This is a genomic window from Synechococcus sp. RC10A2 (assembly GCF_047502605.1).
In genome coordinates this window covers 34,537-49,667 of record NZ_JANSHP010000076.1, presented here as the reverse complement: position 1 = coordinate 49,667, position 15,131 = coordinate 34,537, and the positions used below count along the sequence as shown (strand labels likewise).

Below are 15,131 nucleotides of genomic sequence, written 5' to 3'. Positions count from 1 at the left end.
GCGATGCTGGGCAAAGTTCTGCTTTGTTCAGCGTTGCATAAGTCTTTCGGAGCGGGTAGGATGGTCAGGCCGTGGCTTAAAGGTTGCCAGGCTCCTGTCCTAAGCTGCCGTAGGTCATTGGCTATGCTGACCTCTTCCCCAACTCTTGAAGCTTCACAAAAAGCCTTCCCCTGGCAAACTCGGCAGCCGGCTCTGCTCGTGCTGGCGGATGGCACTTCCTTTGCCGGCTGGTCTTTTGGGGCGCCGGGCACGGCGGTGGGCGAGGTGGTGTTCAACACGGGCATGACTGGCTACCAGGAGGTGATGACCGATCCCAGCTACCGGGGGCAGATTGTGACCTTTACCTGCCCTGAGCTGGGAAACACCGGAGTCAATGAGCTGGACGAAGAATCGGCTCGGCCCCAAGTAGCAGGGGTGATTGCCCGCAATGTATCGCGCTTGGCCAGCTCCTGGCGGGCTACATCCACCCTTCCCCACTATCTGCAACAGCATGGGATCCCGGGCATTGCTGGGGTAGATACGCGGGCTTTGGCACGGCGGCTGCGCTCTCAGGGGGTGATGAACGGGGCCCTTTCCACAGAGACTTTGGATCCCCAGGTTTTGTTGGAGCGGGTGCGCCAGGCTCCTTCCATGCAGGGGTTGAGCTTGGTGGCAGAGGTTACCACTCCTCAACCCTACGAGTGGCTGGAGCCTACGCCTGCCGATTGGGACTATGGCCGCAGCCAAGGGATCCCGATTCCGGATCCCCCCTTGCGGGTGGTGGCGCTGGATTTTGGCATCAAGCGCAACATCTTGCGCCGCCTGGCCCGCTACGGCTGCCGGGTGATGGTGTTGCCGGCCCACGCCAGCCCCGAGGAGATTTTGAGTTACAACCCCGACGGGATCCTCCTCTCCAACGGGCCGGGGGATCCGGCGGCAGAGACGACGGCCATCCGCACCACCCAGGCGCTGCTGCAGAGCGGGAAGCCGATGTTCGGCATCTGCCTAGGCCACCAGATCCTCAGCCTGGCCCTGGGCGGATCCACCTACAAGCTCAAGTTCGGCCACCGCGGCCTCAACCACCCCTGTGGGCTGGAGAAGGAAGTGGAGATCACCAGCCAAAACCACGGCTTTGCGGTGGAGGCCGCTTCGCTCCCTGGGGATGGGGTGGCGATCAGCTACCTCAACCTCAATGACCGCACCGTGGCCGGGATCCGCCACCGCCAGTTGCCCCTCTTTTCGGTGCAGTACCACCCGGAAGCCAGCCCCGGCCCCCACGATGCCGACCACCTCTTTCGGGAGTTTGTCGAGCTGATGCTGCAAAACCGCTCGCGTTAGCCGCCCCTCACCCCCAGCCCCTCTCCCTGAGGGATTCCCTCACCCCCAGCCCCTCTCCCAAAGGGAGAGGGGAGCAGAGGCGTAGGGCGAGGGCGGCACGGGCTTCTTCTCGGTCGTCGAAGTGAATCTTCTCGGTGCCCAGGATCTGGTAGTCCTCATGGCCTTTGCCGGCAATGACCACCGTATCCCCTGGCTGGGCTGCGAGGATGGCCAGGCGAATGGCCTGCCGCCGATCCACCTCCACCGCCCTGGGGGATCCAGGGATCCCGGCCAAAATATCCCGTAGGATCTGCTGGGGATCTTCGGTGCGGGGGTTGTCGGAGGTAACGATCACCTGATCTGCCCAGGTGGCGGCAATGCGGCCCATCTGTGGGCGTTTGCCCCGATCCCGATCCCCGCCACAGCCAAAGACGCAGATCAGCCGGCCTTGCACTTGCGGGCGCAGGGCCTTGAGCAAGTTCTCCAGCCCATCGGGGGTGTGGGCATAGTCCACGATTACCGTGATGTCCTGCCCCGGCAAGGTTACCCGCTCCATCCGCCCCGGCACCCCGGGAAAATGGGGCAGGGCCGCCTGGATGAGCTCAAGGGGGATCCCCAGGTGCAGCGCCACCCCCACCGCCGCCAGCAGGTTGGCCAGGTTGAAGGATCCCACCAGGGGCGCTGCCACGGCCAAGGTGCCCAGAGGGGTGTGCAGGGTGGCCTGCAGGCCGTTGGGGTGAACTTGAACGTCGCCGGGCCAGAGGGCAGGGATCCCTTCCAGGGGCTGCAGGGAATAGGCCCAGGGCTCCAGAGAGGCTGGGATGGTCTCAAGCAGCCGCCGTCCCCCCTCGTCGTCGGCGTTGACCACCGCCCGCCCCTGCAAGTACTCCGGCTGGAAGAGGGTGGCCTTGGCCTGCCAGTAGTTTTCCATGCTGCCGTGGAAATCCAGGTGATCCTGGGTGAGGTTGGTCCAGACGGCAGCGGCAAAGCTACACCCCCAGGCCCGATCCTGGGCCAAGGCATGGGAGCTGACCTCCATCACCGCCACCTCCGCCCCGGCTTCTTTGGCTTGTCTCAGGCTGCGCTGCAGCTCCAGCGGAAACAGGGTGGTGTGGGGGGCTACTTCACAGTGCCCAGGCCAGCGGTTGTAGAGGGTGCCCAGCAAAGCAGTGGGGCGACCGGCGGCCTGCAGCAGATGCTCGATGAGATGGGTGGTGGTGGTCTTGCCGTTGGTGCCGGTAACTCCCACCAGGGTAAGCTGGCGGGCGGGAAAGCCGTAGAAGGCCGCCGCCACCTGGGCCAGGGCCCTGTTGATGCCGCTGCGGGGCAAAACCAGAATGGGCTGACTGCCTCCTCCAGCCTCTCCGCTAACTTTCTCCCAAGCCTCCTGGGCAATAAGGGCCGCCACGGCTCCTCGGGTGAGCGCCTCGCGGACAAACTCGCCGCCGTCAACGCGGGATCCCGGCATGCCCAAGAAGAGATCCCCAGCCTGCACCTGGCGCGAATCGGCACACAGACCCCTGACCTGCACGCCCTCTAGGGATCCCTGAACCACCTGGGGTTGGATCCCGGCTTGGTTGAGCAATTGGCCTAGAGAAGGCTCCGCACCGCTAACGCCAACGATCCCGGCAGTCTCCATGTCACCTCTCACCCCAATGCTTTGCCGCCTACGGTATCCGCTCAGCCGGCTTCCTGGCCATAGATCCGCCAGATCTCTCCCCGAGAAAACCTAGGCCAGGGCCTCTTCCAGCTTCTGCTTGGCCCAGAGACGGGCGTAGAGCCCCTGGGGATCTGCCAGCAACTGGGCATGGGATCCCTGCTGCACGATGCGGCCCTTGTCCATGACCCAGATCTGATCCGCCTCCACCGCCGCCGTGAGGCGATGGGTAATGAAGATCGCCGTTTTCTGGGCCCTGGCCTGGCGCAGGTGGCGGAGAATGGCCTGGGCCGTCTGGTTGTCCACGCTGGAGAGACAGTCATCCAGGATCAAAATCGGCGCATCCACCAGCAGAGCCCGCGCCAGGGCCACCCGCTGCCGCTGGCCGCCAGAAAGGGTGATGCCCCGCTCCCCCACCAGCGTGTCGTAGCCCTTGGGAAAGGTGAGGATCTCGGCGTGGATGTGGGCGGCCTTGGCGGCCCATTCCACCTCCCAGTCTTCGGCATCCGGCTTGCCGTAGCGGATGTTATCCCGAACACTGGCGCTGAACAGAAAGCTCTCCTGGGGCACGTAGGCAATGGCCCGCCGCAGGGATCCCAGTTGGAGCTGGGTGATGTCCTGCCCATCCAAAAACAGTTGCCCCGGCTGGATCTCCAGCAGGCGGGGCAGGGCATTGGCCAGGGTGGATTTGCCCGCCCCAATCGGCCCCACCACCGCCACCAATTGGCCCGGCTCGACGCAAAAGTGCAGATCCTGCAGCGCCGGCGTTGCGGATCCTGTGTCGGCATAGGCAAAAGTCAGGCCCCTGGCCTCGATACGCCCCTGCACCTGTTCCAGAGGTAGGGGTAGAGCCTGGGGAGCATCGCGGATGGTGGGCTCTACCCGCAGCAGGGCGTCGATCCGCTCCAGGCTGACCTGGCCCCGCTGGTAGGCAGTGATGGTAAAGCCCAGCAGAGTGGTGGGAAACACCAGCCGTTCCACGTAGAGGGTGAGGGCAGAAAAATCCCCAATCGTCAGCGTCCCGGCGGCAATCTGGGGTCCGCCCACCGCCAGCAGCAGCAGCAGGCTCAGGCTGACCAAGGCCACCAGGGAAGGAAAAAGCAGGTTGCGGGTGAGGGCCAGGCGCAAATTGGCCTGCAGCAGCCGCTCGTTGCGGCGGCGAAACTCCCTCTGCTCGTGCTCTTCCTGGGCATACACCTTGATCAGGGCAATGCCGTTCATGTCCTCCTGGATGAGATCGCTTAGATCCGCCAGCTCCTGCTGCACCTGGAGCTGCTCCTGCTGCAGACGGGAGCTGCTCAACTTCACCAGCACCAGCATCACCGGAAACACCGATAGGGCCAGGGCGCTCAGACGCGGCTCAATGCCAAACATGGCCGGCAGCGTACTGCCGTAGGCAAAGATCGTGTTGGCCAAGTTAAGCAGGGCAAAGCCCAACAGGCGGCGGACATTTTCCACATCGCTGGTGATGCGGGTGAGGATATCCCCAACCGTCTGCTGGGCAAAGTAGGAAGGCTGCAGCGTCAGCAAATGCTCGAAGATGGCCTGCTTGAGGCGGAACTCCACCTGCCGCCCCACGCCAAACATCCACACCCGCGAGGCAATGCGAATGCCCATCATCAGGCTGGAGACGATCAACACCGTCAGGGCGTAAAGTGCAATGCGCTGCGGCGACAGGGCGGCCAAGTTCTGGCTGAGATCGTCGATGGCCAGCTTGACGTACCAGGGCAGGAACACCCCCAGGCCGTTTACCACCAGCAGGGATCCAATGCCCAGCGCCACCTGCCGGCGATAGGGGCGCAGATAATGGGCCAGTTGTCGGAGATGGGATCCCGCCACTCAGGTGCTCCTCAAGCCTTTTCCCACTCTAGCGCTGTGCCGGATCCCCCCGGTAGGGATCAGGCCAGAACTTGGGCCGGGGCCTGCTGCGCCAGCAGCTCCACCTGTTGCCGCGCCCAGGCATCCACTTCCAGAATGTCCTCCAGGCTGGGGGCAGGGATGACCTGGTGCCGCTCGCACACCTGCTCCAAAAGGCGAGGGATGTCCAAAAAGCGGATGCGCTCCTGTAGGAAGAGGGCCACCGCCGCTTCGTTGGCGGCATTCAACACTGCCGGCAGGGTTCCTCCTGCCTGTCCAGCAGCATAAGCCAGTTGTAGGCAAGGGTACTTGCGGTGATCCGGAGCCTTAAAAGTGAGGGATCCCAGCTTGACCAAATCGAGGGGATCCCAAGGGGTGGCTAAGCGCTCCGGCCAACTGAGGCCATAGAGGATGGGCAGGTGCATATCCGGCCAGCCCAACTGGGCCAGAACAGAAGTATCTGCCAGCTCGATCAAGGAGTGGACAATGCTCTGGGGGTGGATGAGGACCTCGATCCGGTCATAATCCAAACCAAACAGCCAGTGGGCCTCGATCACCTCCAGGCCCTTGTTCATCAGGGTAGCCGAGTCGATGGTGATCTTGCGCCCCATCACCCAGTTGGGGTGTTTGAGGGCGTCGGCCAAGGTGACCTGATCTAGTTTTTCGGCAGGCCAATCCCGAAAAGCTCCCCCGGAAGCCGTCAACAAGATCCTGCGCAGGGATCCCGGCGGCACCCCCTGTAGGCATTGAAAGATGGCCGAATGCTCCGAGTCCACCGGGATGAGCTTGACGCCGTACTCTCGTACCAGGGGCAGCACCACCGGGCCGCCTGCCACCAGGGTTTCTTTGTTGGCCAGGGCAATGTCTTTGCCGGCGCGGATAGCGGCCAAGGTGGGCAAGAGGCCGGCACAGCCAACGATCCCGGTCACCACCCGCTGGGCCGCCGGGTGGGCCGCCACCTGACACAGCCCCTCCGTTCCCGCCACCAGCTCCGGCAGCGGCCGCATCCCGGTCAGCAGGGATCGCAGCTCCGGCAGCAGCTCCTCCCGCCCGATGGCCACAATCTGGGGCCGAAACCGCCACACCTGTTCTGCCAGGAGGGTAACATTGCTGTAGCTGGTCAAGCCGACAACCCGAAAACGCTCTGGATACTGGGCCACCAAATCCAGAGTTTGGGTGCCAATGGAGCCGGTGGAGCCGAGCAGAGTGATGGCTTGCATAAGGGATCCCTTTTGCACCAGTCAATTTAATCAACTTGAGGAGAAGGAGCGCAAAAAAACCGCTGCCCTTACGGCGCATTGTGCCCTAGCGCTCCACCTCGCAGAGGGGTAGGCCTGCCTCCCGCCCTCATCTTATTCCTATCTGGGCTGGTCTGCTCCACCTGAGGCCAGCCCTCTCGATGACAAGGGATCCTCCGAGGGCCAGGCCTTAGCCGATTGAGAGCGCAGCCACTGGGCGAGCAGAGCCTCGATCAACTCCGAGAGGTCTTGATCCGATTCCAGCAGGAGGCGCTTCACAGCTCGGTGCGTCTCTTTGGAAATGTAGGCCGTCAGCTTGACGTACTCAGAGCTGTTGGGCTTGGCGCCTGCTTCCGGCGGCTCAGGGATCTTGTAGGCTTGGGCGCTCAGTTTTTTGGGGGCAGGGCGAGCCGGGATCCCCTCTGGCTGTCGGTCGAGCAGGCGCTTAAACTTGCTCATGACAGGATTTCCTCTCCCACCGCAACGTAGTCTGACCAGGCTTGCTTGGCTCTGGGATCCGGGATCTCGTTGACACAGACTCCCTCCAGGGCAGCCTGCTGAAAGGCCACCGTGCGGCGAATCGAATGGTGGCAGAGCGGGATCCCGGCCTGTTGGAGAAAGCTGCGGGCCTCGGCCCCATCCCGGTTGGGCCAGGGGGGAACCAGCGTCAGCAAAACTTTGCAGTGTTTTGCCCCCAAACGGTTCAGGGCGTTAACAGTCAGCATCAGAGCATCCAGGGCCAGGGCATCTGGAGAACAGGGCAAAAGCAATACTTCACACCGCTCCGCCACCAGGCTCAACTGTTCGGGGGTGGGGCGGGCGGGGGTGTCGATCAGCGTATGCTGAAAGCTCGTGGGCGTGGGCGTGGTGGGATCCCCGGCCACCACTTTAGACAGGAAAGGGAGAGCCGCGTTCTGCCCAGCGAGAAGCAGAGCGATTGGGATCGGCGTCGAGCAGCAGCGACACCTGGGGTGTACCTGCCTGGGCTGCGCACCGTTGTTGAAGGTAGAGGGCCAGATGGACCGCCGTGGTGGTTTTGCCCACACCTCCTTTGAACCCCAAGACCGCGATATTCATCTGCCACACACCCTCCCAACCTGGTTTTACAGCCCACTTCCAGAGGCGGAAAGAGGCAAGCTGTGCATCCGCGCGCCGGAGCCTGGGGTTTTGGGCAACTGAGGGGATCCGAGCGCCGCATCACGTTTTCCTCTCTCCGCACGCGAGGGGCTTCGCTGGTACGATATCCTTGGTCGGCAAAGCCGGCTGAGGAACTGCGGGCTCTCTCCCAGCCCCTCGCCCTCGGACGCTACCTCCCTTCCTCGTCCCGGAGAAGCTGAGCATGGCCCATCCCTCAAAGTCTCGCTCCTGGTCTCCTGTGGTGGGGCTGTGGCTGGCTCTGGGCCTCAGCGCCTGTGGCGGAGGGAATTCCGGTCGCCCCCTGCCGCCGCTCCCGGCCCCTCCTGCAGGACGCATCGAGGGATCCCATTTTGACGACCTCAACGGCAATGGCCTACGGGATCCGGGGGAGCCGGGGCTGCCGGGCATCACCACCTTTCTGGACTTGAACAGCAATGGACGCCTCGATCCAGGGGAACCCAGCACTGTCAGCGATGCCAACGGCAACTTTCGTTTCTCCAACTTGTCCCCCGGCACCTACCGGGTTACTGCCATCTTGCCTCCAGGGCGAGTGTTCACCACGCCGCGCCCAGGAGCGGGGCGGATTGTCGGTGGTAGGCCGGCTCAGCCGGGAGCCTTTCCCTGGATGGTGGCCTTGCTAGACGCGACTGAACCGGATCCTTTTCAGGCGCTGTCTTGCGGGGGATCCCTGATTGCCCCGGAGTGGGTGCTTACCGCCGCCCACTGCTTTTTCGACGACCAAGGCGAGCCGGACGTGGATGTCCAAAGTCTGGATCTGCTGTTGGGTACCACCGTCTTGCAAATCGGTGCCGGCCAGCGAATTCGGGCTGCGCAAATTGTTATCCACCCCAACTACGACCCCCAACGAGGGCCAGAGGGGGGGAATGACATTGCCCTGGTGCGCCTCTCTCAGCCGGCGGCGCTGCCTATCCTGCCGCTAGTGCAACCCGACCAAACCAATCTGACTGCCCCTGGTACTCTCGCCACCATCCTCGGCTGGGGAGCCACCTTCCCCCGCACTCTCGAGGAGGAGCCCAGCGGCTTTCCCAGGGCTCTACAGCAGGCCGAAGTTCCCCTCGTCAGCAACGAGGTGTGCAATGCTCCCCAGTCTTACAACGGCGCCATTTTGGAAACCATGCTCTGCGCTGGCTTTCCTCAAGGGGGTGTGGATACTTGCAAGGGTGATAGCGGTGGGCCCTTGGTTGTTCCTACCAGCAGTGGCTTTGCCCTAGCCGGGATCACCAGTTTTGGCCAAGGTTGCGCCCAGCCCAATTTCTACGGGGTGTACACGCGAGTGTCCAGCTTTGTGGGTTTTGTACAATCCGTAATCGGCAGCGCCCCCAGCCCAGCGCCAACGCCTTCTCCGCCGCCTTCCACCGGAACAACGGCCTCGTTTGTCGTGAATTTGAGAGAGGGTGAGGCGGTTTCGGGCCTCAACTTTGGCAGCCGCGCCCTGTAACCGTCAGCAGCAGGGCGGAGATGGTTTAGGATAGGGATCCCGATTGTGCTTTCGTTCTACTCATCGACGGAGGAGATAGCTTCTTTATGACTCAAGTGACGATTGGCGAAAACGAAGGGATCGAATCGGCGCTGCGCCGCTTCAAGCGCCAGGTCTCCAAGGCGGGCATTCTGCGGGATCTGCGCAACCATCGCCACTTTGAAACCAACCTGGAAAAGCGCAAGCGCAAAGCGGTAGCCATGCGGCGCAACCGCCGTAAGTCCATGGCCTAGGCAATTCTCAGTAGTCTGAACTTGGCTTGTGGCTATACAAGGTAGCCAAACCAGGGTTCGGCTTAGTTTTTCGGATCCCCAACGAGGCTAGCCTTCAGGGATCCGCTCAACACCTTAACTTCCAGCACCAGTTTCTCGCCGGCAAACCTCTTCGGCAAGGGAGGAAAGGGGGCGGAGCGCCGAATAGCGCTGAGCACGCCTGCATCCAGAAGGGAATCCGCCGAGGGGGTTTGCAGGTGCAACTTCCCCTAGGGTTCTTTTGAGCCAGGTGCCCTCTTGCCTGGCTGGCTCCTTCTCAGCAGGGGAAGCAGGAGAGTTTAGGTTCTTTGACACTCCCACCCAGGGGATTCTTACGCAGCTCAAAATGGACTCGCGAAGGCGCTTTCAACACGCCCCTAGACAGTTCTTTGAGGCATAACCTCAAAGTTCTGCTTACTTCGGACTTAAGTTCCTCCAGGTTAGTTATTGCCGCGCGGGTTTTGCACCGCAGTAGGTCGTTTTCCTGGAGAAGCTCTGTACTAGCTAAAAGAAGCAACTAAAGTTGCTCAAGGGCTTTTCCGCCCCGTACTAAAGTACGGGGCTACCAAGCTATCCTTTTGTGTAGGGGAGCAAGGCGCTATAGTAGAAGCCAAGTTGTGCAGACAGGTTTCGTGCTTCAGACTTCTCCTCCGCTCGGACGGATGGGCGCCTATCCCTTGGGGCAGGGCCGCTATCGCTTCTCGGTATGGGCGCCCTTAGTCGAACAAGTGGAGCTGAAGATAATCAGCCCTGTCCAACAGGTTATCCCTCTCAAGCAGGAGGAGCAGGGCTATTGGCAGGCGGAGGTGGAGGGGATCCCGCCGGGGCCGGTGGACTACCTCTACCGTCTGCACACCGCAGCGGGGGTGGTGGAGCGGCCAGATCCCGCTTCCCGCTGCCAGCCCTACGGCGTCCACGGCCCATCGCGGGTGGTGGATCCCCACTTCGACTGGCAGGATCAGGGCTGGCGGGGGATCCCGCTCTCCCAGTGGATCCTCTACGAGCTCCATGTAGGCACCTTTACCCCAGAGGGCACCTTTGCCGCCCTGATCCCTCGCCTGCCGCACCTGGTGGAGCTGGGGGTCAACGTGCTGGAGCTGATGCCGGTGGCCCAGTTTCCGGGGGAGCGCAACTGGGGCTATGACGGCGTCTATCCCTATGCCGTGCAGGCCAGCTATGGGGGAGCAGCGGGCCTGAAAGCACTGGTCAACGCCTGCCATCAGCAGGGCCTGGCGGTTGTTTTGGATGTGGTCTACAACCACCTGGGGCCGGAGGGGAACTACCTGCGGGACTTTGGCCCCTACTTCACCGACAAGTACCGCACTCCTTGGGGAGAGGCCCTCAACTTCGACGACCGCTCCTCCGACGGCGTGCGGGAGTTTTTCCTGCAAAATGCCGAGTACTGGCTAGAGGAGTTTCACCTGGACGGCCTGCGGCTGGACGCGGTGCACGCCATCTACGACTTCAGCGCCCACCCTTTTTTGCAAGAATTGGCGGAGCGGGTAGATGCCCTAGAAGCGCGCAGCGGCTGGCCTAGGGTTCTGGTAGCGGAAAGCGACCTCAACGATGTCCGCCTCATCACCCCCCGCGAGCAGGGGGGCTACGGGCTAGATGCCCAGTGGTGCGACGACTTCCATCACTCGGTTCACACCCTGCTGACCGGGGAAAAGACAGGCTACTACCAAGACTTTGGCCAATTGGAGCACCTAGCCAAGGCCTACCGCGAAAGCTACGTCTATTCCGGCCAGTACTCCCCCTACCGCGGCAGGCGCCACGGCAATTCCGCCATCGGCAGGCCGGGATCCCAGTTTGTAATCTGCATCCAAAACCACGACCAGGTGGGCAACCGCAGGCTGGGAGAGCGCCTCAGCCAGCTCACTTCTTTTGAAGGTCTCAAGTTGGCTGCCGCTGCTTTGCTGCTGGCCCCCATGCTGCCGCTGCTGTTTATGGGGGAAGAATACGGGGAGGTGGCGCCGTTTCTGTATTTTGTCAGCCACGGGGATCCCGACCTGGTGGAAGCGGTGCGCCAAGGACGCCGCCGCGAGTTCAGCGCCTTTGCCTGGCAAGGGGAGGTGCCGGATCCCCAAGCGGAAGAGACTTTCTTGCGCTCGAAGCTCAACTGGGAACTGGGCCACGCCGGCCATCACCAGGTCTTGCGGCGGTGGTACCAAACCCTCATTCACTTGCGCAAGACCCTGGCGCCGCTGCAAAACCTGGAGCGGAACTCGGTGGAGGTGGAGCTGTTTGCCCAAACTGGCCTGGCCCTGCACCGCCACCAGGGATCCCAAGCTGTCCTGGCCCTGTTGAACTTCAGCCCCGACCAGGTGGTCACCTACGCCCAATGGCCCGGCGGCAGTTGGCAGAAGCTTCTAGATAGCGGCGACCAGGGATCCTCCCTGCCGGCAAAAAACCAAGGGGAGCCCGTTGAGATACCGCCCTATGGGGTGGTGGTGTACGGCCAGAACACCTAGGAGAGGTGATCCCGGCCGCAGCCGTAGCGCCAGGCCTCGCGCCGCCGCTTCCAAAAGTAGTCTTGCGGGGTTGCTTCTGGGCGGTCAGCTAGCCTTTGCAAAAGCTCGTAGAGGCCGAGGGCGCCGAAGTGGCCCGCCCATTCCACCAGCTCCGGCAAGCCCAGCCGGGGCAAAAGCTCGACTACCAGCCAGGGATCCCGCCTCATCACGCCCCACAGCGCTTGGGCCAAGCCGCCCAACTGCACCACATCCTGCAAAAAGGGCTGCACCACCTGGGGGCCGGCGGCCATCATGGCCTCAAACACTCTGCTCAACAAGCGGTTAATGCTGTTGGGATCCCAGTTTTTCTCCGCCAAAGGGGGGATCATCGCCTTCTGAAACAGCCAGGTCACCGCCAAATTGGGCTGGTAGGGCTGCAGCAGGGCCAGGGCCGCCCGGTCGAGCTGCCGCTGCGCCAGGGCCTCGTGGATCCCCTGTTGCAGGCGATCCAGGTGGCGCAACATCGCCCCAAAGCCGCCAAAGCTCAAGGGCGACTGGCTGCCGCTGCTGTCTCCCACTGCCAAGAGGCGATCCCAGGGCAGTTGCAGCGGGCTGCGCCGGTAGGCGGGGAAAACGCCACCCAGCTTGCGCACCCAGCGGATTTGCTCCAGCTCAACCCCCTGGTAGGCAGGGAGCAGCCGGCAGTAGTCTTCCCAGAGCCTCTCTAGACTCGGTCGGCGGGGATCCCGGTCGCAGTAGGTAAACAGATAGGTGGTGCGCCCATCGCGGGCGGGGAAGGCCTCCCAGAAGGGCTGGTAGCCGTTCTGGGCTGGGGTAAAGCTGTAGAACAGATCCCCAGTGGGTTGGTCGGGCAGCCCCTGGGCACAGGATCCCACCACCAGACAGACGCTGTCCGGCGGCTGCCCTTGGCGGGCCTGGGCCACGATGGGGGAGCGGTGCCCCATGGCATCCACCAGGAGTTGGGCGCTGAGCTGGCCGGCGGTGGTCTGGATGCGGATCCCATCGGGGTGGACCGTGGCGCTGAGAAACCCGGTCTGCTCCCGCACCTGGCCCCCCCAGTCTAGGAAATGCTGCTTGAGGAACTCCAGCAAGCCGACCGGATCCACGCCCACATTCAGCACCCCTTCCACCCACCAGGTGGGACCCTCCCCAAAGCCAATGCGCCCACTGGGGTAGTGGGTCACCTGGATTGCCTCCCACTCTGTCGGGGTGAGCAGCTCCAGTTCTAACAACACCTGCAGCTCCTGCCGCGAGGTGTTCCACTCCTGCTCCCGCCCCCGCAAGATGCCGCGCTCGATCAGGATCACCCGCCAGCCTCGCCGGGCCAAAGCCGCCCCCAAGAGAATCCCCAGGGTGCCGCCGGCAATCACCACATCGGCATCCCGGCTGCCCAGGCGCTCAGAACAGCGGTGCACCACCGCCGGAGGCAACACCGTTGGCCCCTGCCGCAGGGATCCCCACCAGGCCTCCAAGGCAGGCAGAGTTTCAGGTGGGGAGACGAGTTCAGCCATGGCGGGAAGGACTAGGCTAGACCAAGCCGCGGCTGCGGAGGCGACGGTAGATCAAAACCAGCGTATCCGCCTCGCCCACGTTGCCCGGAAACAGCACTACCGGCAAGTTGGGAAAGCGGGGATGGTCTGCTGGCGTGAGCACCATGGAGATCCCTGGGTAGATCTGCCCCAGCAGCCGCACCGCTGGCAGGTTGAGGCCAACGCTGAGGATGTTGTTGGAGGTAATGCCGCCCTTGCTGATGAGATAGCCGATCCCTTCCGGCAGCCCCTGCACAATGGCCATCAACAGGCGGGAAACTCTCTGCCCAAAGGCCAGGCGTGCCTCCGGGTTGGCGCCGTCAAACCCCACTTCTTCCCGGCTGGTGTAGACCACCGGCGTCAGGCCCTGCCCGTAGGCGCGGTGGACTTGCTCCAGGATTGCCGGCAGCAGCTCGGCTTCCTTCCCCGCCTCCAAGAGCCGCCTTACCTCCACCTCGATGCCCTGGATCCCTGGCTCCTGGAGCAGGCGGGCCAACTGCTGGCTGGTCTTTTGGACATGGGATCCCACGATCACCACCCCTGGCCGGTCAGAGCGGACAAACTGCCCCATCTCTTCTGGCGGAACTGGCTGCGGCGGCAACTGGGCCAAAGCCGTCAAGAGGCTGGCGGCGCTGCGAAACAAAAAGCGCTTCCCCTGCTCTATGGCCGCCCAGACATCCTGGGCAAAACGATCCAGATCTGCCTGGGTTTCTCCATCCACCACACAGCAGACATTCCCCCCTAGGCTTAAAAGCTGCTCCAGACAGCCAGCGCGAATCTGCTCCAGGGTCAGTCGCACCACCTGCTCGGCCCGGATCCGCCCCTGGGTCTTTTCCTGCACATACTCGGGCAAATAGCTGTGGTGGTAGCCAAACACCGCATCGCGGGCAAACTCCGTCTCATGGACTGGCACCCAGCGGCCCTCCACCCGTAGATAATGGACACTGTTGCGGGTGATGCGTCCTCCTTCAAAAAAGGCCGGCACCAGAAAGTGGGCATCAAAAGGCCCCAGCTCCGCCGCCATCACATCCGTCTCCAAGGGATAGTGCCCGCGCAGCGTCGAGTCGGAGCGGCTGATAAAAAGGGCCCGCTCCCACCCCAGCTCTCCCATGGCCTGCTTCAGGGCCCGGCAGACCGACCGCGTCACCTCGGCAGCCTCCGCCGCTGGCAGGGATCGGGTGTTGGTGAGGATAAAGCGAATCGGCGAGCTATCCTGCAGCCCTAGCTTGAGTGTTTGCGGATCCCAGCGCGTGAGGAGCAAGCAACTGTGAACGGTTTGGGATCCGGTGGGATCATCGTCCAACACAACGATAGGGGGGAGAGCCATGAGACCGTCTCAATAGACAAAGCAACCCGAGAACTCCAGACAGACGAATTCCCCTCAAAGGGCAACCGCTATTTTCATCTTCCCCCAAGTTGGCCATCTTCCCTGCCCCTATTCCAGGCGAAGTTTGCCATGATTGAGATCAGCTGGCTCTGTTGAATCCAAAACGACTGCAGACATTTCCCCCCTGCCCACATCCATGGGAGAAAGCCATGGGGCAAGCTGAGCTGCAACTTCACATCAAACGGGTACAGCAGGACGTGCTGCGCATGGGGGCGCTGGTGGAAAAGTCGGTGGTCTTGGCCCAGCAGGCCCTGTTTGAACAGAACTTGGCCGCCGCCGAACAGGTGATCGCCCAAGACAAGCAAATTGACCGTTTTTATCGTCAAATCGAGAAAGACTGTATTAATTTGATTGCCTTGCGCTCCCCGGTGGCGCGGGATCTGCGCTGGATCAGTACCCTGATGCAACTGGTACGCGATCTGGAGCGGATTGGCGACTACGCCAAAGATTTGGCCGAAGTGGCCCTGCGCTTGGTCATGTACCCGCCGCCCCCGGAGCTGAGCCGCATTCGCCTGATGATGCAGCGCTGCCAGAAAATGCTCAGCCACAGCCTGGCCGCCCTGACGGAGTTGGATGCCGAGCTGGGCCGACAACTGAAGGGGGAAGACGACGCCGTTGATGAAGACTACACCAACCTTTACAATACGTTGGCGCAGCAGTCTGACATCAAGGGATCGATCGAGCCTATCCTGTTGATGTTGCTGGCGATCCGCTACCTAGAGCGTCTGGCCGACCACTGCACCAACATCGGTCAGCGAGTAGCCTTTATCGTCACCGGCCACCGCGACTAATCCAAGTGGCTGCGCCTGT

At 62.6% G+C, this 15,131-nt stretch carries 14 protein-coding genes; 5 read left to right on the top strand and 9 right to left on the bottom strand.

The genetic code is table 11. The annotated features are described in order from the left end of the window. The first annotated feature begins 123 nt into the window (after window positions 1–123). Window positions 124–1,317 carry a glutamine-hydrolyzing carbamoyl-phosphate synthase small subunit gene (gene carA / locus NW848_RS11015; RefSeq protein WP_414508846.1) on the top strand — a complete coding sequence of 398 codons (1,194 nt, stop codon included), beginning with the start codon at window positions 124–126 and terminating at the stop codon, window positions 1,315–1,317. A gap of 7 nt (window positions 1,318–1,324) precedes the next feature. On the opposite strand, the gene NW848_RS11010 is transcribed toward carA, so the two are convergent. The 6 genes from NW848_RS11010 to NW848_RS10985 all read right to left on the bottom strand — a co-directional run bounded on the left by NW848_RS11010 (window position 1,325) and on the right by NW848_RS10985 (window position 7,125). Continuing rightward, window positions 1,325–2,935, bottom strand: coding sequence for a UDP-N-acetylmuramoyl-L-alanyl-D-glutamate--2,6-diaminopimelate ligase (locus NW848_RS11010; protein ID WP_414508845.1), 1,611 nt, complete (start codon window positions 2,933–2,935; stop codon window positions 1,325–1,327). Between the two features lie 90 nt (window positions 2,936–3,025). Next, window positions 3,026–4,792, bottom strand: coding sequence for an ABC transporter ATP-binding protein (locus tag NW848_RS11005; protein ID WP_414511104.1), 1,767 nt, complete (start codon window positions 4,790–4,792; stop codon window positions 3,026–3,028). A gap of 59 nt (window positions 4,793–4,851) precedes the next feature. Further along, window positions 4,852–6,030: a 1-deoxy-D-xylulose-5-phosphate reductoisomerase gene (locus NW848_RS11000; protein WP_011429108.1), complete on the bottom strand. Its 1,179-nt coding sequence runs from the start codon at window positions 6,028–6,030 to the stop codon at window positions 4,852–4,854. Window positions 6,031–6,168: 138 nt separating this feature from the next. Continuing rightward, window positions 6,169–6,507, bottom strand: a complete 339-nt coding sequence (locus NW848_RS10995) for a hypothetical protein (protein WP_414401455.1) — start codon at window positions 6,505–6,507, stop codon at window positions 6,169–6,171. Continuing rightward, the gene (locus NW848_RS10990) at window positions 6,504–6,932 is read right to left on the bottom strand and encodes a hypothetical protein (protein ID WP_414508843.1); all 429 of its coding nucleotides are present in this window, start codon (window positions 6,930–6,932) and stop codon (window positions 6,504–6,506) included. The genes NW848_RS10995 and NW848_RS10990 overlap by 4 nt, the downstream gene beginning before the upstream one ends. A gap of 4 nt (window positions 6,933–6,936) precedes the next feature. Beyond that, a complete protein-coding gene (locus NW848_RS10985; RefSeq protein ID WP_168175280.1) occupies window positions 6,937–7,125 on the bottom strand; it encodes a ParA family protein in 189 nt (62 codons plus the stop codon). A 262-nt stretch (window positions 7,126–7,387) separates the two neighbouring features. Here NW848_RS10985 and NW848_RS10980 point away from each other — a divergent pair, with 262 nt between their 5' ends. Continuing rightward, window positions 7,388–8,644 (top strand): trypsin-like serine protease, encoded by a 1,257-nt coding sequence (locus tag NW848_RS10980; protein WP_414402471.1) that lies wholly within the window; start codon window positions 7,388–7,390, stop codon window positions 8,642–8,644. A gap of 86 nt (window positions 8,645–8,730) precedes the next feature. Then, a complete protein-coding gene (rpsU, locus tag NW848_RS10975; protein ID WP_011429105.1) occupies window positions 8,731–8,916 on the top strand; it encodes a 30S ribosomal protein S21 in 186 nt (61 codons plus the stop codon). Window positions 8,917–8,978: 62 nt separating this feature from the next. Here the strand turns inward: rpsU and NW848_RS10970 are convergent, their stop codons facing one another. Continuing rightward, complete coding sequence (locus tag NW848_RS10970; RefSeq protein WP_011429104.1) at window positions 8,979–9,158, bottom strand: hypothetical protein; 180 nt, start codon at window positions 9,156–9,158, stop codon at window positions 8,979–8,981. A 408-nt stretch (window positions 9,159–9,566) separates the two neighbouring features. Here NW848_RS10970 and treZ point away from each other — a divergent pair, with 408 nt between their 5' ends. Further along, on the top strand, window positions 9,567–11,405 hold the full coding sequence (gene treZ / locus NW848_RS10965; RefSeq protein ID WP_240527760.1) for a malto-oligosyltrehalose trehalohydrolase: 1,839 nt from the start codon (window positions 9,567–9,569) through the stop codon (window positions 11,403–11,405). Here treZ and NW848_RS10960 read toward each other — a convergent pair. Together NW848_RS10960 and NW848_RS10955 are read right to left on the bottom strand one after the other, a co-directional pair. After that, window positions 11,402–12,916 carry an FAD-dependent oxidoreductase gene (locus NW848_RS10960; RefSeq protein WP_414511103.1) on the bottom strand — a complete coding sequence of 505 codons (1,515 nt, stop codon included), beginning with the start codon at window positions 12,914–12,916 and terminating at the stop codon, window positions 11,402–11,404. The genes treZ and NW848_RS10960 overlap by 4 nt on opposite strands. Window positions 12,917–12,932: 16 nt before the next feature. Further along, window positions 12,933–14,261, bottom strand: a complete 1,329-nt coding sequence (locus tag NW848_RS10955; protein ID WP_414402473.1) for a four-carbon acid sugar kinase family protein — start codon at window positions 14,259–14,261, stop codon at window positions 12,933–12,935. A gap of 209 nt (window positions 14,262–14,470) precedes the next feature. Between NW848_RS10955 and phoU the strand changes: the two genes are divergently transcribed. Further along, on the top strand, window positions 14,471–15,112 hold the full coding sequence (gene phoU, locus NW848_RS10950; RefSeq protein WP_414402474.1) for a phosphate signaling complex protein PhoU: 642 nt from the start codon (window positions 14,471–14,473) through the stop codon (window positions 15,110–15,112). Window positions 15,113–15,131: the final 19 nt, after the last annotated feature.